The following is a 17847-nucleotide window of genomic DNA, read 5'->3' as shown; positions in this document are numbered from 1 at the left end:
AAAATTGTTTTATGTTGCCGGGCGGCTGCGCCTTGCCCGGCCTACGTTATTATTTTCATGTGTTAATGTAACAATATATTTGGCATTTTCTGCACCGTAACGGCGATGGGAATTAATATAGCCTTAAGCTCCTCCCGACATTATTAATTTTCTTATTTTACCGGAAATAATACAGTCTATGAAAAAGTCCTATATTGTATTGGCCGTCATGGCAGGCTTGGCTATGGTTAATTCAGCAATGGCGCAAAGCGTCACCGTGGATGTCCCGAGCGGTTATAAAGTGGTGATTGTCCCGTCATCCACCACGGTTCCGCAGGCGGTAGCCGTCGCGCCTGCACCGTCACAAACGGTCTATGCCGCGCCAGCGCCTGCTCCGGTTTATCACCCGCGTGCGCGGCATGTGGCGAGCGTGGCGGAAGGGATGGTGATTGAGCATCAGTACGACGATCATCATTGATGCTTCGCACTCAGCAATGCGGCAGCAGGCTAAGCGCTTGCTTAACCGCCGCCTGCAAACGAGATTCAGGAACACCGTCTCTGGCCTGCACCGACAAACCATGTAAAAAGACGGCAAAATAGTCTCCCAGACTCTCTGCATCGGTCGTATCCGGCAGTTCACCGTTATGCACTGCCTGGTGGAGACGATCGATGATCTGCTGCGTACGCTGCAGGCGATGCTGTGCCAGCCAGGTTTTGAGCGTTTCATTTTCCGCACTGACGCTGGCTGCAGAGGCCACCACCATACATCCTTGCGGCAAATCCGGATGGCAGTACAGGTGAACCGCATCCATTAACAGCGTCTGGATGGTATCCCGCACGTTGCCCCCTGCGGATAAGGCCCGATCCGCAAAACCGCCTTCCTGTTTTTCGTAATCGGCGATAGCTTCCCGAAAGAGCTGCTCTTTTGAACCGAACGCCTTGTAAATCCGTGCCGATGCAATCCCCAGCTCTGCCACCAGATCCGACATTGAGGTTCCTTCATAACCCTGTCGCCAGAACAGGTTGCGCGCTTTGATAAGCGCCTGGTCACGATCGAACTGGCGCGGTCTGCCTGCCATTTTGTTGCTCCGGTTGGTCCTGAATTCAGTGAAACAGGATCGCCTAAATCATCTGGATTACCAACGAATTTATAATTTTCGCTTGCGGTTATCCGGCTTTACTCCTATTGTTTGTCAATCGACAAACAATAGGAGTATACGATGAAAACCCTCAAAGGTCCCTCTCTCCATCTGGCTCAGTTCAGCGATGATGCGGCCCCATTCAATAATTTGCCTGCGATAGCCCGGTGGGCGGCGGAAACGGGGTTTAGCGCTCTGCAAATCCCGGTATGGGATCGCCGTCTCTTCGACGTGGCGACGGCGGCAGAAAGCCAGACCTACTGCGACGATCTGACCGGTATGCTGGCGGAGCATGGCCTGGTGGTGAGTGAGCTGACCAGCCACATCTTCGGCCAACTGATGGCGGTACATCCTGCTTACGACAGCTTATGCGACAGCTTTGCGCCGCCGGAAGTCCACGGCAACCCACTGGCCCGCGGCGAATGGGCACAGCAACAGCTGCTGATGGCGGTCAAGGCCTCTGCCAGGCTTGGACTCAGCGATCTGGGTACCTTCTCTGGCTCGCTGGCGTGGCCCTATTTGTTCCCGTTCCCGCAGCGCCCGGAAGGGTTAATTGAAACCGCCTTTGACGAGCTGGCCAGGCGCTGGATGCCGGTGCTTAACGCCTGTGACGAGCAGGGTATTAACCTCTGCTATGAGATCCACCCGAGCGAAGATCTGCATGATGGGGTGACGTTTGAAATGTTTTATCAAAGGGTGAAAGAGCATCCCCGCTGCCGGATACTTTTCGACCCCAGCCACATGGTGCTACAGCAGCTTAACTATCTGGAGTTTATTGATATTTATAAGGACATGATCAACATGTTCCACGTCAAAGACGCTGAATTTAATCCGACCGGGCGTCAGGGTATTTATGGTGGCTATCAGTCGTGGGTCGATCGTGCAGGACGTTTTCGCTCATTAGGTGACGGCCAGGTGGATTTCAGGGCTATTTTCTCGAAGCTGACTCAATACGATTATGCCGGCTGGGCAACCCTGGAATGGGAGTGCTGTCTGAAAAATCCGCTGGATGGTGCCAGAGAAGGGGCTGCGTTCATCCGCGACCACATTATTCACATCACCGATAAAGTCTTCGATGATTTCGCCGGTGCACCGGTGAACCCTCAGCAAATTAACGCATTACTCGGCATTCGCTAAGCCACGACATCACAGGGAGTCCCCATGGAACAACAATACGGTGAGATCGCGCACGCGGATCTCAGGGCAGAACACGTCTATACGAAAGTGAACGGACAGCGCATCCACTGCGTCGTGGCGGGAAAAGGACAACCGGTATTGCTGATACCGGGCTGGCCGCAGACCTGGTATACCTGGCGCTATGTCCTTCAGGCGCTGGCGGCGGCGGGTTTTCAGGCGATAGCGGTCGACCCTCCGGGCATTGGTGAGTCAGATAAACCGCGCGACGGCTATGATACCGGACGTGTCGGTGCCATGCTGCATACCATGATGGCGCAGCTGGGCCATTCGCGTTATAGCATAGTGGGTCACGATATCGGCATGTGGGTTGGTTATGCCATGGCGAGCGATTTTCCTCAGGCGATAGAAAGACTTGTGCTGACAGAAGCGGTTATCCCTGGACTGGCACCACCACCGCCGATTTTTGTCGCACCGGAAGAGAACATCTTTCTCTGGCACTTCATGTTCAATCAACTGGCGGATCTACCCGAAACCCTGACCAGCGGGCGCGAATCACAGTATCTCAGCTATATTTTCGACCGCTGGTCTCATCGACGTGAACGGGTTGCCGCAGAGGTGTATATCGCCGCCTATTCAACGCCCGGCGGGCTGCGTGCGGGATTCGACTATTATCGCGCTATACCGGAAACCATCCGGCAGAACCAGCGCCGTGCGCAAACGCCGCTAACCATGCCGGTGTTAACGGTGGGGGCCGAACATGCGACGCGTGATGCGGCGTTGATAACTCTACAGGGCAATGCCCTTGATTTGCGTGGCGAGACGGTGGCGGACTGCGGGCATTTTATTACCGAAGAGTGTCATGAGGCGTTTATTGGGCTAATCGTACCCTTTCTCTCAGAGGACACCGATCGTGCCGCTTGATAAAAACATTGCAGACTTTCTGGCTGCGTCATCGGGCGCGCCGCAACCGGCGTCGTTAGCCGACCTGCGTGCCGCCACCGAAGTGGATTTGTTGCGGCTACAGGGTGAGGAGGAAACAGATTGCGGCATTCAACATTACGTTGTTATCGCTGATGATGGTTACGCTATCGGTCTTCGCGCGTATACGCCTGCTGCCTCAAACGCTGAAATCGTTCTGCCTGCAATGCTCTTTGCTCACGGCGGCGGATGGTGTCTGGGCTCGCTGTCGCTGTACGATCGGCCCTGTCAGGCACTGGCCAATGCTACTGGTCGGAAAATACTCTCCGTTGATTACCGTCTGGCACCGGAGTTCCCCTTCCCAAGGCCGTTAGAAGATGTTTATCAGGCACTGTGCTGGGCCAGTGAACAGGCCGCGCTTTTGGGGATAGATGCGACCCGTCTGGCGGTGGGCGGCGACAGTGCTGGCGGCAATCTTGCTGCCGCGACAGCTCTGCTGGCCCGGGATCGCGGCGGACCTCACATTGAGCATCAGTTGCTGCTCTACCCGGCGTTAAGTCGCGAAATGTCGTCCCAAAGCTATTGTGAATTTGCTGAAGGTTATTATTTAACGCGTGATGCGATGGTGTTTTGCTGGGAGAACTATCTGGGAGAATGTCGTCATCCTTATGCCGAGCCGCTGCATATGGCCTCGCTGAGGGGGTTACCGCCAGCAACCATCCTGAGTTGTGAATATGATCCCTTGCGCGATGAGGCTGAAGAGTATGCTCTGCGGCTTGAGGAGGCGGGGGTGCCAGTACGCTGTGAACGGTTGCCGGGAATGGTGCATGCCTGCATGCATATGTCAGGGTTAACGCCAGCCGCGCGTCGGTTATTCGAACGGGCTTGTATCTAATTCAAAAAAACAAAAAACCCAGCGCGATCGCTGGGTTTATTATTCATGCCTGTTCACAAGGTGGCACACAGCCTTAGTGCGTCGCTTCACCAATCAGCGCGCCTGTACCCGCACCAACCGCCGCACCTTTCAGTACGCTCTTGCCGGTAACCGCCGCGGCACCTGCGCCCACGGCAGCACCTACCGCACCACCTTTACGCGCGTCTTTGCCTTTTTCGCCGTTTTTGAACATCGCCCCTGTGCCAGCGCCAACGACGGCACCGCCAACGGTTGATTTCAGATCTTTGCCCGTGGCTGCGCCAATGGCCGCGCCTGCTACCGCGCCGGCAGCGGTTTTGTCGATGGCCATTCCCGAGGTAGAAAAAATGAGAGCGCTGATAACCAGCGTTGTTTTAATGAGTTTCATAACAGATCCTTTGTGACTGCTGTCGGTTAATTCGTCGTATCTCACGGTCTGGTGTGAGAAAAACGGACAAATAGTGCCAGCAATATAGGGTCAGCCTTTAAGCTAATCATGCCCTGGGAAAGGATCCTTGCAGCCGGGCGGTGTCCCGCCCGGCCAGCTATCACGCCTGACGTTTGTCTTCGGTATTTGTCTCGAAGTCACTCGCCGCGTGGCGTTCGTGAAGCTGCTCGTTCAGCTCGCCGCTGGTGCGGTTAACGATGCGTCCGCGCTTAACGGCATGGCGGTTCGCAATGTCTTTTGCCCAGCGCTGAACGTTGATGTACTTCTCCGCGTCCAGGAACTCGGCGGCGTTATACACGCTTCCCAGCGCGACGCAGCCAAACCACGGCCAGATTGCCATATCCGCGATGGTGTATTCCTCACCGGCCACGTAACGGCCGCGTGCCAGCTGTTTATCCAGCACGTCGAACAGGCGTTTGGCTTCCATGGTGAAGCGGTCAATCGCATATTCAATTTTCACCGGAGCATAGTTGTAGAAGTGGCCAAACCCGCCGCCGAGGAACGGGGCGGCCCCTTGCAGCCAGAACAACCAGTTCAGGGTTTCCGTGCGGCCTGCCGGATCTTTTGGCAGGAAGTGACCAAATTTTTCTGCCAGGTAAAGCAGAATGCTGCCGGATTCAAATACGCGCGTCGGCGGAGTCGTGGAGTGATCGCGCAGCGCGGGTATTTTCGAGTTCGGGTTCACCTCTACAAAACCGCTGGAGAACTGATCGCCTTCGCCAATGCGGATCAACCATGCGTCGTACTCGGCGCCCGTCACGCCCAGCGCCAGCAGCTCTTCGAGCATGATCGTCACTTTCTGACCGTTCGGTGTGCCCAGGGAGTAGAGCTGTAGCGGATGAGAACCCACAGGGAGCTCTTTCTCATGCGTTGCGCCGGAAATCGGACGGTTGATGTTGGCGAATGCACCGCCGTTGTTCTTTTTCCATTCCCACACTTTCGGTGGCTGATAAGTGTTGTCTGACATGTTGGTCTGCCTTTTGAGTGATGTGTTGAGGCAGTGTAGCAGGAGATTTGTGAACCGTTTAACGATGTGAGCGCAATCAATTAACCGCTATTCCTTCTGGCGCTTATATATATCAAATTCGGCATAAGCTTAATCGAAAATCGCATTTTCATAATTAATGCGGAAACCGATAAAGCTGCATATGATGCTTCAACATAAATAAAAGATGCAGTAATAAACACTTTATAAGGCAAGGAGTTAGTGAGATGCGCAAGCTTCTGTTATCGGCAGTGCTGGTTTCGCTCGCGTTAGGCCTGGCTGGCTGTGATGATGCGAAAAATAAAGAGACAAATACGCCCGCAGCGGCAAAAAGCGATGCGCCAAAAGAGGGCGGCTCGCTGATTATTGGTATAACCTCCGGCGACCCGTTAGCCGTTAATCCTCTCTATGCCAGCGACCGTACCACGTTAACGATCATGCAGGCACTCTATGCCCCGCTGTATAGCTTTAATAACGGCAACATTGAGTGGGGTCTGGCGGAAAGCCTGACGCCCTCCGCCGACAATCTGAGTTATACCCTGACGTTAAAACCCAACCTCAAATGGCAGGATGGACAGCCGCTGACGGCGGACGACGTGGTCTTTACGTTCAATAAACTGCTGGATGCTAAACAGCATAGCTTCTTCCGCAGCATGTTTACCTGGGGCGGCAAGCCCGTTGAGGTGAGCAAGGTTGACGACCGCATCGTTAAGTTCACGTTACCGCAGGTCAGTGCGGCCTTTACCGGCACTCTGGTACAGATCTACCCGATCCCGCAGCACGTGTTCGCCGGTGAAGGTGACCTGGAAAAGAGCAGCAAAAACGATGCACCAGTGGGTTCTGGCCCGTTCAAATTCAAAGAGTACCGCGCCGGACAATATTACGCCCTGACCCGTTTCGATGATTACTGGAACGGCAAAGCGAAGCTTGATTCGGTCACCTACCGTTTCGCCAAAGACAGTAACGCCGCCAACCTTGCGCTGCAAAACGGTGAAATCAACCTCAAGATGGTTGATCCGCAGGATGTGAATCGCCTGAAAAATACCGGGAAGTTTGACTTTGTGGTCTATCCGGAAGGTCGTCTGGCCTATATGACGTTCAACCAGAACGTGCCGGTGATGAAGAGCAAAGCGCTGCGTCAGGCCATTGCTTATGCCATCAACAAGGACGAGCTGACCCAGACCGCGTTTACCTCGCTCGACTACGCCAAACCGGCAACCTCGTTCCTGACGCCAGATACGCTTTACAAGACGGATGACGTCGAGCAGTACAAATTCGATCTGCAAAAAGCCAAAGACCTGCTGAAAACATCCGGCGCGCCGGATAACCTCAAGCTGCGCCTGGCGTATGTGAACACCAACAAAACCCAGGAGAGCATGGCGCTCTACATTCAGCAGGCGCTGAAGGGCATTGGGGTGAGCGTGGAGCTGATGCCGCTGGACTCCAACGCCATGTCTCAGCGCAGCCTTGATATGAACAATACCGCATGGGAGCTGAACCTGGGCGGCTACATCATGGGCTCCGAGCCGGATGGTTACAAATCGCTGTTCATGAGCAACGAAGCCTATAACTACGCGCACTACAAAAATCCGCAGTTTGATGCCCTGTGGGATAAAGGCGCGGTGGAAACCGACGCCGCGAAACGTGCCGATATCTACAAGCAAATTCAGCAGACCGTGGCAAACGACATGACGTACTACCCGATCGCCTATACCAATGCGACCGTCGCGGTGGACAAGCGTTTCGGCGGCACCCAGGAGGCAGAGCCGAAACCAGTCTACCTCTTCCAGGATCTGTCAAAAATCTATCAGAAATAAGCGATTGTCCCGGCCGTCGGGTCGGGGCTTTGGTAAGGGCACGTCGTGAACACACTTCTTACGCGTCGGCTGCTGCAATTACTGCCGATGCTGTTCTTTATTTCACTGGTGGCGTTTTTGCTGGTCAAACTCGCGCCCGGCGATCCGGTGGCGGCGTACATCACGCCGCGTATGGCCCCGGAGGATATCGAACGTATTCGCCAGAGCCTGGGGCTGGATAAGCCCCTGGTCACGCAGTACGTCCTGTGGCTAAAAAACGTCCTGCAGGGCGATCTCGGCTATTCGCTGATTTACCACCGCCCGGTGCTGGAGATGATCGGCGAACGCATTCCGGCCACGCTGGGGCTGATGGGGTCGTCGCTGCTGATGGCTATCGTGCTGGCGATCCCGCTGGGCCTGCTGGCGGGGGCATTTAAGCACCGCTGGCTGGATCATCTGCTCAATTTATTCGCCTATATCGGCATCTCGGTACCGATTTTCTGGTTCGGCATTTTGCTCATCACCGTTTTTGCCGTGCAGCTTAACTGGTTCCCCAGCATGGGAATGCGCACCATCGGCATGGAGGACAACGGGCTGGATCTGCTGCGCCACGGCGTGCTGCCGTGTATTGCCCTCACGTTCTATAACCTCTCCAGCTACGTGCGCTACATCCGCTCCAACACCATCTCGCAGCTCTCGGCCGACTACGTGCAGACCCAAGTGGCTTACGGCGCGACGCGCTCCAGTATTCTGTTCCGCCATGTGCTGAAAAACGTGTTGCTGCCGGTGATCACCCTGTTCGGCCTGTCGTTCGGTGAGCTGATTGTGGGGGCCTATGTGACGGAAAGCGTCTTCTCCTGGCCAGGGATGGGGCTGCTCGGGATCCAGTCGATCGCTTCGCTGGACTACCCGCTGATCATGGCGATCATCATGCTCTCGTCGATGATGCTGATCGTCGGTAACCTGATCGCCGATGTGCTTTATCGCTTCGCCGATCCCCGCATTCGTACGCTGAGGTAACCCGGATGAGCAGACGCTGGCAGCAGGTTCGTCACCAGCTGCGCCGCAACCGTCCGGCGCAGTTCTCCCTGTTTGTGCTTTTTATTTTCGTTGTCGCCGCGCTCTGTGCGGGCTTAAGTCCGTACGATCCGGATCGGATGGCGCTTGGCGCACGCACGTTGCCACCGGATGCCGCGCACTGGTTCGGCACCGACGAGTACGGACGCGACTACTTCACCCGCGCGCTGTATGGCGGCCAGATCTCCCTGATGGTCGGTTTTCTCGCCATGCTCTTTTCCACGCTTATCGGCACGGTAGTGGGAACGGTGAGCGGCTATTTTGGCGGCTGGCTGGATAACCTGATGATGCGCGCCGTGGATATCCTGATGGCCATTCCGGCCTTCTTCCTGCTGCTGGTGGTGAATGCTTACCTCAAGCCGGGCGTGGATAACATCATTCTGATTATCAGCCTGCTGACGTGGATGAACATGTCGCGGCTGGTGCGTGCTGAAACCCTATCGGTGAAAGAGCGCGAGTACGTGCTGTATGCCCGCGCGTCGGGGGAGCATCCTCTGCGCATTATCATGCGCCACATTATTCCCGGCGTGCTGCCGACCATTATCGTGGCGGCCACGCTCAATATCGCCTCTGTAGATTCAATCTGTCAATGCAACACCCCTTTCAATTATCTCTTTCGGTGTTTTGAACTTCAGTGTCTTTCTCGGTCTGTTGTTTAGCTGAGCAGCAACCAGATCTAGTTCATGTTGAGTATATTGGGCAAGACATGTCTTTTTAGGAAAGTACTGCCGAATTAGCCCATTTGTGTTCTCATTTGTTCCCCGCTGCCAAGGACTCTGAGGATCGCAGAAGTAAACTTTAACGCCGGTGCTGACAGTAAATTCTAGATGTCTGGCCAGTTCCATTCCTCTGTCCCATGTCAGTGATTTTCTGAGTTCTGACGGTAAACTCAGGAATTTGTCGGTAAGAGCCTGATTTACTGAGACAGAATCTTTGCCCCTGAGTCTAAGGATGATCGTATAACGTGATTTTCGGTCTACAAGTGTGGCTATATGAGAGTTTTTTGTACCTGAGACTAAATCGCCCTCCCAATGCCCCAGAGAGCGTCTGTTATCGATATTTCGGGAACGTTCGTGAATTGGTGTTCCGTTCACTATGTTAATCGTACCTCTTTCGCCTTTGCGGGTATGACGCCTGCCATGGCGAAGGCTATGCGACCGTCGCAGATGCTGTATATTCAGGTGGTGTAGCGCTTCACGGCTACGAAAGTACAGCGTTTTATAAATTGTCTCAGGTGATATTCGCAGCGTTTTTTGACGTGGTTTTGTTCGCCTTAACCATCCTGATATTTGCTCTGGAGACCATTTCATCTCCAGCTTTTCCAGAACAAGCTTTCGCAATGGTAAATTTTGATCCAGTAAGCACGGTTTTGGCCTTTTCGCCATTCTGTTGGCTCGGTTATTAGCATCAACAGCTTTGTAATAGCGTCTGCCCCGATTACGCTGAACTTCACGTGAGATCGTCGAAGGACTGCGATTCAGCGCAGTAGCTATCGCACGAATGCTCATTTTGGCTGACAAACCAGCTCGTATCTCCTCGCGCTCAGACAGTGTCAGGTGAGCTACAGCCCGCTTACGCTCATGGGGTTTTATGCCGCCAGTATCCCTTAACATAGTGAAGATCGTTCCGGGTTTTGAACCCAGGATATTCGCTATTTCACTGAAGCCTGTTCCGTTCTTCCATAGTTCAAAAACAGAGGCTTTTTCCTCTGCTGTAAATGTTCGTCTCATTCAAAAAACCTCCGCAACCCCATGTTTTCACATAACTGTTGCGTTGACCAATTGAATCTACATCGGCCATTTTGATGGAGTCAACGCTCAGCTTCCTGGGGCTGGGCGTGCAGGCGCCTGCGGCGTCGTGGGGAAGCATGCTTAACAACGCGCAGTCTTACATTGGCGAGGCATCGTGGCTGGCGATGTTCCCCGGCATTCTGATCCTGTTGACGGTGTTCAGCTTTAACGTGCTGGGCGATGTATTTCGTACCGCCTTTGAGCCAGGAGCGAATCGCGATGAGTAACTTATTAGCGCTTGAGAACCTGCAAACCACGTTCCGCACCCGCGAGGGCGAGGTTCATGCGGTGCGCGGCGTGAGCTTTCAGGTGCAGCCGGGGGAACTTGTCGGCATTGTTGGCGAGTCGGGCTGCGGGAAAAGCGTCACCTGTAAGTCGATCATTCAGCTTCTGGGGAACAACGGACGGATCGCCGGGGGCAGTATCCGGTTCCAGAACGAGGACCTGGCGCAGAAAACCCCCGCGCAGATGCGCGCCATTCGCGGCAACGAGATCGCGATGATTTTCCAGGATCCGATGACCGCCCTGAACCCGGTGCTAACCATCGGCAAACAGATGGCTGAGATCCTGATGCGCAATAAAGGACTGACCAAAAAAGCGGCCAGGGCAGCGGCGATCGCCATGCTGGAACAGGTGGGTATTGCCGAGGCGGAACGCCGATACGACCAGTATCCGCACGAGTTCAGCGGCGGGATGCGCCAGCGGGTAATGATCGCAATTGCGCTCTCCTGCAACCCGAAGCTTCTTATAGCCGATGAGCCGACCACCGCGCTGGACGTCACCATTCAGGCGCAGATCCTGCGCCTGCTGAAAAGCCTGCAAAAGCAAACCCAAACCGCGATTCTGCTGATCACCCACGATCTCGGCGTGGTGGCGCAGGTCTGCAGTCGCGTGGTGGTGATGTACGGCGGGCTGGTGATGGAGGAAGGGAGCGTGGAAGATATTTTTTATCGCCCTGCGCATCCTTACACCCAGGGGCTGCTGGCCTCGCTGCCGCGCCCGGATGAGGTGAATCAGCGTTTATCGCCGATTGAAGGTTCGCCGCCTGGCCTGCTTAACCCGCCGCCGGGCTGTCCGTTCGCGGAACGCTGCCCGAAACGCACGCCCCAGTGTGAACGACAACCCGCATTTTACACCGCAGGAGAGGGGCATCGTGCTGCCTGCTGGCTATGGGCCGACAAGGAGATTCAGGCATGAGTGAACAACAGGCGCCATTAGTGAGCGTGCGCGATTTGCGCAAGCACTATCCGCTCAACGGCGGTTTGCTGCGTAAAGGCGTGGCCGTGAAAGCGGTTGATGGCGTGAGCTTTGATATCCAGCCTGGCGAAACGTTTGGCCTGGTGGGGGAGTCCGGCTGCGGGAAATCCACCCTCGGGCGCGCCATCCTGCGCCTTTTCGATATCACCTCGGGCGAGATCAACTTTGCCGGGCAGGCGATCGCCCACGCCCGCGAAAAAGAGCTTAAGCCGCTGCGTAAGCGGATGCAGGCGATTTTTCAGGATCCTTATTCCTCGCTCAACCCCGGAATGACCGTGCGACAGCTGGTGGCCGAGCCGATGCAGATCCACGGCTACAGCCGCGAAGAACAGCGGGAACGCACGGAAACGCTGCTCTACAAAGTGGGGCTCAAGCACGAACATCTTGAACGATTCCCGCATGAGTTCAGCGGCGGGCAGCGTCAGCGCATCAGTATCGCCCGCGCGTTGTCCGTGCATCCTGAATTTGTGCTGTGCGATGAGCCGCTCTCGGCGCTGGACGTCTCGGTGCAGGCGCAGGTGGTGAATATTCTGCAGGATCTGCAGCAGGAGCTGGGGCTAACCTATCTGTTCATCGCCCACGATCTCTCCATGGTGCGGCATATCTCCAGCCGCATTGGGGTGATGTATCTCGGCAAACTGGTGGAGGTGGCCCCGGCGAATGAACTGTATCAGCGTCCGGCGCACCCTTACACCCGCGCGCTGCTGGCGGCGGTTCCCCAACCCGATCCGCGCATTCGCAATCTCGAAGATGCAACCCTGCGCGGCGACATTCCTGGCCCCACGTCCGCGCTCGCGGGCTGTAAGTTCTGCAGCCGCTGCCCGCACGCCATGCCGGTTTGCCAGACGCAGGAGCCTGCCATGCAGGAGATTGCACCAGGACATTTCGCGGCATGTTGGTTGTTTAACATGTAATTAATGTGCCTTGCAGGTGTATGATAAATCCACCTCTGTCAGGTTAATTACAACGTGCAGACGACGACAACCCTTTCAAAAAATTGCCGCCTGCCTGTTTTAGGTTGGATACATGCGTAAAGGAAAGTTAAGCAGTGACGCGCCATTCGGGACGTTATTAGGCTATGCGCCGGGTGGCGTGGCGATTTACTCTTCAAATTACGGCAGTCTCGATCCGCGTAAGTACCCGGAAGATGCGGATTTTCGCAGCTATATCGGCAATGAATACATGGGCCACAAGTGGCAATGTGTTGAGTTTGCCCGCCGTTTCCTGTTCCTCAACTATGGTTTCGTTTTTACCGATGTCGGCATGGCGTGGGAGATCTTCTCCCTGCGCTTTTTGCGCCAGGTAGTGAACGATAACATTCTGCCGTTACAGGCCTTTTCCAACGGTTCGAAACGCGCGCCGCGAGCCGGAGCGCTGCTTATCTGGCAAAAGGGTGGGGAGTTTCATGAGACCGGCCACGTAGCGGTGATCACCCAGCTCCTGGACGATAAGGTCCGTATCGCGGAGCAGAACGTCATTCACTCACCATTGCCGCTTGGGCAGCAGTGGACGCGCGAACTGCGTTTGAGCGTCGAGAACGGGTGCTACACCATTCATGACACCTTCAACGACACTGAAATTCTCGGCTGGATGATCCAGACGGACGGCACGGAACACAGCATTCCCCAGCCGGAAATCGACGGTGCGCTGTTGAAAATCAGCGGCGCGCGGTTGAAAAACAAACGTCAGTTCGACGGTAAATGGCTTAACGAAAACGACGCGTTGCAGCAGGCATATGTCCGCGCGAACGGCCACTTTATCAATAAAGATCCCTGCCAGTACTTCACCATTACCGAAAGCGCCGAGCAGGAGCTGATCAAAGCGACTAACGAACTGCACCTGATGTACCTGCATGCGACCGACAAAGTGTTGAAAGACGACAACTTACTGGCACTTTTCGACATCCCTAAAATTCTCTGGCCACGTCTGCGCCTCTCCTGGCAGTGGCGCCGTCACCATATGATTACCGGTCGTATGGATTTCTGCATGGATGAGCGGGGCATTAAGGTCTACGAGTACAACGCTGATTCCGCGTCCTGCCACACCGAGGGCGGACTAATTCTCGAAGAGTGGGTGAAAAACGGCTATCGCGGCAACGGACATAACCCGGCGGAAGGGCTGCTGGAAGAGCTAACCGGGGCCTGGAAACACAGCCATGCGCGTCCGTTTGTGCACATCATGCAGGACAACGATGTCGAGGAGGATTATCACGCGCTGTTTATTCAGCGTTCTCTGCTGCAGGCCGGGTTTGAAACCAAAATTCTGCATGGGCTCGGCGCACTGAGCTGGGATGCTGCCGGACAGCTGATTGACGACGAAGGCCGTCACGTGAATTGCGTGTGGAAGACCTGGGCGTGGGAAACCGCGATCGAACAAATCCGCGAGGTGAGCGAAACCGAGTATGCCGCCGTGCCGATCCGCACCGGACATCCTGAAGGCGAAGTGCGCCTGATTGACGTCCTGCTGCGCCCGGAAGTTCTGGTGTTTGAACCGCTGTGGACGGTTATTCCCGGCAACAAGGCAATCCTCCCGGTACTCTGGCAGCTGTTCCCGAATCATCGTTACCTGCTTGATACCGATTTTGAGGTTAACGACCTGCTGAAACAGACCGGCTATGCCGTTAAACCGATTGCCGGACGCTGCGGCAGCAATATCGATCTGATCAGCCCTGAGGATGAGCTGCTTGATAAATCCAGCGGCAAGTTTGTCGACCGCAAAAACATCTACCAGCAGCTGTGGTGCCTGCCAAACGTTGATGGCAAGCACATTCAGGTCTGTACCTTTACCGTGGGCGGTAACTACGGCGGAACCTGCCTTCGCGGCGACGACTCGCTGGTGGTGAAGAAAGAGAGCGATATTGAGCCATTGATTGTGGTGAAAGATGAATAGCCTCCGCAGAGCGTAAGCAAAGATCCGCAAGCGACCCTTGCGGATTTTTTTTATCCGTGAGCGAAACCTTCAGGCGTTAGCGTGCGAACTATTATTCATACAGCACCTTTTTCTCTGATGGAGCCGCCCATGAAACGTTTGAATACCTTGTCAGCCGCCGCCGTTCTGAGTCTTTCCCTTTTCACCCTTAGTGCCCATGCTGCCCTTGAAGCCGGTGCGAAAGCGCCGGATTTCAGTTTGCAGGGGGCGCTTGGCGGCAAACCGCTCACCTTCTCTCTTCAGCAGGCGCTGCAGAAAGGCCCGGTGGTGCTCTATTTCTTCCCGGCGGCATTTACCAAAGGCTGCACCCTTGAGGCTCATGCTTTCGCTGAAGCGACGGATGACTTCAGGAAACTGGGCGCAACCGTGGTGGGGGTAACTGCCGGGAATGTCGATCAGGTGGATGAATTCTCGAAGCTGGAGTGTCGCGATAAATTTGCCGTTGCGGCTGACCCTGGCGCGAAAGTGGCAGCCGAATACCAGACGTTGATGCAGATGAACGGTAAAACGGTGTCTGACCGTACCTCATTCGTTATCGCGCCGGATGGCAAAATCCTGCTGAGTTATACCGATCGTAACCCTGACGAGCACATCCAGAAAACCATGGATGCCGTGAAAAAATACGCAAATTCGCACTCGTAATTTAGCCGCCGGGGTTTGCTATGTTAACTGCCATGCTGGCCGCCTTTGTGGGCGGCATTATTCTCAACTTTATGCCCTGTGTGTTCCCGGTCATTTCCCTTAAGGCGTTAGGGATTTTACGTCATCAAGGCGATACCCGGAGCGCGCGCACCGAAGGGATTGGGTTTCTGCTGGGTGTGATTTTTACCATGCTGGTCTTAGCAGGCGTACTGCTGGCGCTGCGGGCGGGTGGAATGGCTGTTGGCTGGGGGTTCCAGCTTCAGTCTCCGCTGGTCATTGCTGCACTGGCGCTGGTTATTCTGGGGGCGTCACTGAACCTGCTCGGTGTGTTTGAGGTGGGGTTATCGCTTCAACGAGCAGGGGAAATCTCGGTCGGGCGCGGCGCGTTTACCCGCTCGGCATTAACCGGTGCGCTGGCGATTGTGGTCGCGACACCGTGCTCAGCGCCCTTTATGGCCGGCGCGGTAGGGTATGCACTGGTGCAGACTCCGGCCGTTTCGCTGGGTATTTTTCTCGCGCTGGCACTCGGGTTCGCGGCACCGTTTACGCTGATCTCACTCTTTCCGGCTATTGCCGAACGCTTGCCCCGACCAGGTACCTGGATGGATATCCTTAAGCGTGGTTTGGCATTCCCAATGCTCGGTGCCTTTGCCTGGCTGGTGTGGGTACTTACACAGCAGGCAGGTACGACGGCGTTGGCGGCTCTGCTTGCGAGTGCGGTGGTGGTGAGCTTTGCGGCGTGGTTGTACGGTATGGCACAGCGCAGACGCTATACCGGTCAGCCCTATAAAGTGCTGTTGGCGGTCACCGCGGTGCTGTTGATTGCGGCTATCAGCCCGCTACCGGGTGTGATGCACACCCAGTCCTCTCAGCCGGAAGTGCTGAGCGCAGAAAACATCACGCGGGTAACGTGGTCACCGCAGACGGTAGAAAAGATGCGCGGGCATGGCAAAGCCATTTTTGTGGATTTTACGGCGTCGTGGTGTATCACCTGCCAGGTGAACGAGCGAACGTCACTCTCAACCGCGGCGGTGAAACAGGCCCTGGCCGAAACGGGAACGGTCTATATGGTGGCGGATTCCACCAGGTTTAACGCCGATATTGATGATGCGATGAACACCTTCGGGCAGGGTGGGTTACCTCTCTACGTGGTTTACCCTGCAGATGGTAGCGCACCGAAAGTGCTTCCTCAGGTTCTGACGCCCTCAATTGTCGTTAACGCCCTGAATCAGGCATCCGGTAAAAAAGCATGAGGTAACTGCCATGGCGAAAAATGGATAGCGGTTTAGCGCCGCGTGAAGCCTGGCCCGCGCTAATGGCTCGCGCTCAGGCGGGCGAACGCGAGGCTTATACACAGTTGTTGCGGGCTATCGTCCCGGCGATCAGGGCGATTGTTCACAAGCAGATTTCCGACAGCGTGCTGGTGGACGACGTTATTCAGGACGTCCTGTTGACGGTTCACCGGGTGCGGCATACCTACGATCCGGCCTGTCCTTTTTTGCCCTGGTTGATGGCTATCGCCCGGGCCAGAACCGTTGACGCATTACGCAGGCGTGGCCATCACTGGCTACGTGAAACGGGTGATGGGCAGATTGCAGAGGAGGTCTCTGACAACACCCCGGAAGATGAAGAAAGGGAAGAAGAGTTGGCGATGATATTAGACCAGCTTCCTTCGCGTCAGCGCCAGATTGTGGAGCATATCCATCTACAGGAAATGAGTCTTGCGGAGGCTGCTGCTCGTTATAATTTAAGCATTGCTGCCGTGAAATCGTTACTACACAGAGCACTAACCAACCTTCGCCGGATGGGAGCGAACCATGGCCGATCATAATCTTTTAATTGCAAAACTCAGTCAGGATGCCAGTCCGATACGTCGGCCCTGGGCAAGCAACCGACGCGTTGTCGCGTGGCTGCTGATGGCACTGCCGTGTGGCTGGTTAAGCAGTCTGGTATTTCAGCGTGTGGCAACGGACTGGACGCAATCCGGCGCAATACTGGCGGCGTTTCAGCTTATTCTGGCATTTGTCATGGGGACACTGGCCATTCGCAATGCGTTTCTGCTGAGTATTGCCGGGCGTAAGCTGTTGGGCTGGAAAGGGTTCGCACCGTTGATTGCACTCTGGCTGGGGGGCGTGGTGTTAAGCCTCGGACGGACGCATATTCAGGCCCATCATCCCGACGAGGTGAATTGCTATCTGTTTATGATGGCGGTCAGCACACCAATGGTCGCGATTGTGATCGCGTATTTACGCAGAACGCGGACGTTGTATCCGTTACGTACGTTAGCTATCGCTGGAGCGGGGGTGTCCTGTATGGCGCTGACGTTACTGTCATTTTGCCATCCGGTGGAGGTACATCCATTGGATTTTCTGCTGCATGTGGCGGCGGGAGTGACGATTGTGGCGGCGACAATGGCTATTGGATGGCGGTGGGTCAGAGTAAGGTGAATTCAAACGCATCGCCGGAGCGTGATTGCATTGCTCACAGCGGTAATTATCTTATATTTTTTTCGATACTCTTCTGTAGTGGACTACTGATATATATTTTTTGTGAATAATTTCGTGTGTGTTAAATGATCTTGTAAATGAATTAATGTTGCACGCCATGCTGGGTGTGCATGCTATTTTAAACATACTCATTCCCTTCCAATCTCTCATTTTTTTAAAAAAGTACAAAATCAGATATTTCACGAGTCAGGTGAGATTTTGCTCGATTTCATCCCTAAGTTAAATTGATCGCTTACTAAGCAGCCTTATCCCATGGGGTTTACATGGATGTCTTAAAGAAAATTCTTATAAATCAGAATGATGATCTTTTTTTGTTAAATTTGAATATGTA

General features: G+C 54.9%; 19 protein-coding genes and 1 pseudogene. 15 read left to right on the top strand and 5 right to left on the bottom strand.

What is annotated here, in order from left to right:
* The first annotated feature begins 178 nt into the window (after nt 1-178).
* Nucleotides 179-457, top strand: a complete 279-nt coding sequence (locus ACLHV9_RS20980) for a hypothetical protein (RefSeq protein ID WP_108090463.1) — start codon at nt 179-181, stop codon at nt 455-457.
* 10 nt (nt 458-467) lie between these two features.
* Here the strand turns inward: ACLHV9_RS20980 and ACLHV9_RS20975 are convergent, their stop codons facing one another.
* Nucleotides 468-1058: a TetR/AcrR family transcriptional regulator gene (locus ACLHV9_RS20975; protein WP_023333391.1), complete on the bottom strand. Its 591-nt coding sequence runs from the start codon at nt 1056-1058 to the stop codon at nt 468-470.
* Between the two features lie 141 nt (nt 1059-1199).
* Between ACLHV9_RS20975 and ACLHV9_RS20970 the strand changes: the two genes are divergently transcribed.
* The 3 genes from ACLHV9_RS20970 to ACLHV9_RS20960 are packed head-to-tail and all read left to right on the top strand — an operon-like array spanning nt 1200 to nt 4068.
* Nucleotides 1200-2255: a sugar phosphate isomerase/epimerase family protein gene (locus ACLHV9_RS20970; RefSeq protein ID WP_028019658.1), complete on the top strand. Its 1056-nt coding sequence runs from the start codon at nt 1200-1202 to the stop codon at nt 2253-2255.
* 24 nt (nt 2256-2279) lie between these two features.
* Nucleotides 2280-3176, top strand: a complete 897-nt coding sequence (locus ACLHV9_RS20965; RefSeq protein ID WP_407221049.1) for an alpha/beta fold hydrolase — start codon at nt 2280-2282, stop codon at nt 3174-3176.
* Entirely contained in the window at nt 3166-4068 is a 903-nt protein-coding gene (locus ACLHV9_RS20960) for an alpha/beta hydrolase (protein ID WP_028019660.1), read from the top strand. Before ACLHV9_RS20965 ends, ACLHV9_RS20960 begins: the two co-directional genes overlap by 11 nt.
* 73 nt (nt 4069-4141) lie before the next feature.
* Here ACLHV9_RS20960 and ACLHV9_RS20955 read toward each other — a convergent pair whose 3' ends face one another.
* On the bottom strand, nt 4142-4474 hold the full coding sequence (locus ACLHV9_RS20955; protein ID WP_028019661.1) for a YMGG-like glycine zipper-containing protein: 333 nt from the start codon (nt 4472-4474) through the stop codon (nt 4142-4144).
* Between the two features lie 160 nt (nt 4475-4634).
* Nucleotides 4635-5501 carry a glutathione-dependent disulfide-bond oxidoreductase gene (gene yghU / locus ACLHV9_RS20950; protein ID WP_108090461.1) on the bottom strand — a complete coding sequence of 289 codons (867 nt, stop codon included), beginning with the start codon at nt 5499-5501 and terminating at the stop codon, nt 4635-4637.
* Nucleotides 5502-5746: 245 nt separating this feature from the next.
* Here yghU and ACLHV9_RS20945 point away from each other — a divergent pair, with 245 nt between their 5' ends.
* The 3 genes from ACLHV9_RS20945 to ACLHV9_RS20935 are packed head-to-tail and all read left to right on the top strand — an operon-like array spanning nt 5747 to nt 9051.
* Nucleotides 5747-7336, top strand: coding sequence for an ABC transporter substrate-binding protein (locus tag ACLHV9_RS20945; RefSeq protein WP_108090460.1), 1590 nt, complete (start codon nt 5747-5749; stop codon nt 7334-7336).
* Between the two features lie 45 nt (nt 7337-7381).
* Entirely contained in the window at nt 7382-8335 is a 954-nt protein-coding gene (locus ACLHV9_RS20940) for an ABC transporter permease (RefSeq protein WP_028019664.1), read from the top strand.
* A gap of 5 nt (nt 8336-8340) precedes the next feature.
* The gene (locus tag ACLHV9_RS20935; RefSeq protein WP_410375935.1) at nt 8341-9051 is read left to right on the top strand and encodes an ABC transporter permease; all 711 of its coding nucleotides are present in this window, start codon (nt 8341-8343) and stop codon (nt 9049-9051) included.
* Here ACLHV9_RS20935 and ACLHV9_RS20930 read toward each other — a convergent pair.
* Together ACLHV9_RS20930 and ACLHV9_RS20925 are read right to left on the bottom strand one after the other, a co-directional pair.
* On the bottom strand, nt 8971-10122 hold the full coding sequence (locus ACLHV9_RS20930) for an IS30-like element IS30 family transposase (RefSeq protein ID WP_001254932.1): 1152 nt from the start codon (nt 10120-10122) through the stop codon (nt 8971-8973). The two genes, ACLHV9_RS20935 and ACLHV9_RS20930, sit on opposite strands and share 81 nt — an antisense overlap.
* A pseudogene (locus ACLHV9_RS20925) lies at nt 10119-10199 on the bottom strand (hypothetical protein); the annotation flags it as partial. The gene ACLHV9_RS20930 and the pseudogene ACLHV9_RS20925, both read right to left, overlap by 4 nt.
* Here ACLHV9_RS20925 and ACLHV9_RS20920 point away from each other — a divergent pair.
* The 8 genes from ACLHV9_RS20920 to ACLHV9_RS20885 all read left to right on the top strand — a co-directional run bounded on the left by ACLHV9_RS20920 (nt 10197) and on the right by ACLHV9_RS20885 (nt 17456).
* The gene (locus ACLHV9_RS20920) at nt 10197-10409 is read left to right on the top strand and encodes an ABC transporter permease subunit (protein WP_232104789.1); all 213 of its coding nucleotides are present in this window, start codon (nt 10197-10199) and stop codon (nt 10407-10409) included. The pseudogene ACLHV9_RS20925 and the gene ACLHV9_RS20920 overlap by 3 nt on opposite strands.
* Nucleotides 10402-11379 (top strand): ABC transporter ATP-binding protein, encoded by a 978-nt coding sequence (locus tag ACLHV9_RS20915; protein WP_049005035.1) that lies wholly within the window; start codon nt 10402-10404, stop codon nt 11377-11379. The genes ACLHV9_RS20920 and ACLHV9_RS20915 overlap by 8 nt, the downstream gene beginning before the upstream one ends.
* The gene (locus tag ACLHV9_RS20910; RefSeq protein ID WP_108090459.1) at nt 11376-12353 is read left to right on the top strand and encodes an ABC transporter ATP-binding protein; all 978 of its coding nucleotides are present in this window, start codon (nt 11376-11378) and stop codon (nt 12351-12353) included. Before ACLHV9_RS20915 ends, ACLHV9_RS20910 begins: the two co-directional genes overlap by 4 nt.
* A 112-nt stretch (nt 12354-12465) precedes the next feature.
* Nucleotides 12466-14328 (top strand): bifunctional glutathionylspermidine amidase/synthase, encoded by a 1863-nt coding sequence (gene gss / locus ACLHV9_RS20905; RefSeq protein ID WP_028019668.1) that lies wholly within the window; start codon nt 12466-12468, stop codon nt 14326-14328.
* A 129-nt stretch (nt 14329-14457) separates the two neighbouring features.
* Complete coding sequence (locus tag ACLHV9_RS20900) at nt 14458-15009, top strand: peroxiredoxin (RefSeq protein ID WP_108090458.1); 552 nt, start codon at nt 14458-14460, stop codon at nt 15007-15009.
* Between the two features lie 20 nt (nt 15010-15029).
* A complete protein-coding gene (locus tag ACLHV9_RS20895) occupies nt 15030-16262 on the top strand; it encodes a protein-disulfide reductase DsbD family protein (RefSeq protein ID WP_407221047.1) in 1233 nt (410 codons plus the stop codon).
* A gap of 20 nt (nt 16263-16282) precedes the next feature.
* Nucleotides 16283-16840 carry a sigma-70 family RNA polymerase sigma factor gene (locus tag ACLHV9_RS20890; protein WP_108090456.1) on the top strand — a complete coding sequence of 186 codons (558 nt, stop codon included), beginning with the start codon at nt 16283-16285 and terminating at the stop codon, nt 16838-16840.
* A complete protein-coding gene (locus ACLHV9_RS20885; protein WP_049005029.1) occupies nt 16827-17456 on the top strand; it encodes an NrsF family protein in 630 nt (209 codons plus the stop codon). The genes ACLHV9_RS20890 and ACLHV9_RS20885 overlap by 14 nt, the downstream gene beginning before the upstream one ends.
* Nucleotides 17457-17847 lie beyond the last annotated feature (391 nt).

This window comes from Enterobacter sp. CPE_E890, assembly GCF_046521475.1.
Classification (GTDB): domain Bacteria; phylum Pseudomonadota; class Gammaproteobacteria; order Enterobacterales; family Enterobacteriaceae; genus Enterobacter; species Enterobacter adelaidei.
The sequence above is the reverse complement of the archived record's forward strand: the minus strand, read 5'-3'. Positions and strand labels throughout refer to the sequence as shown.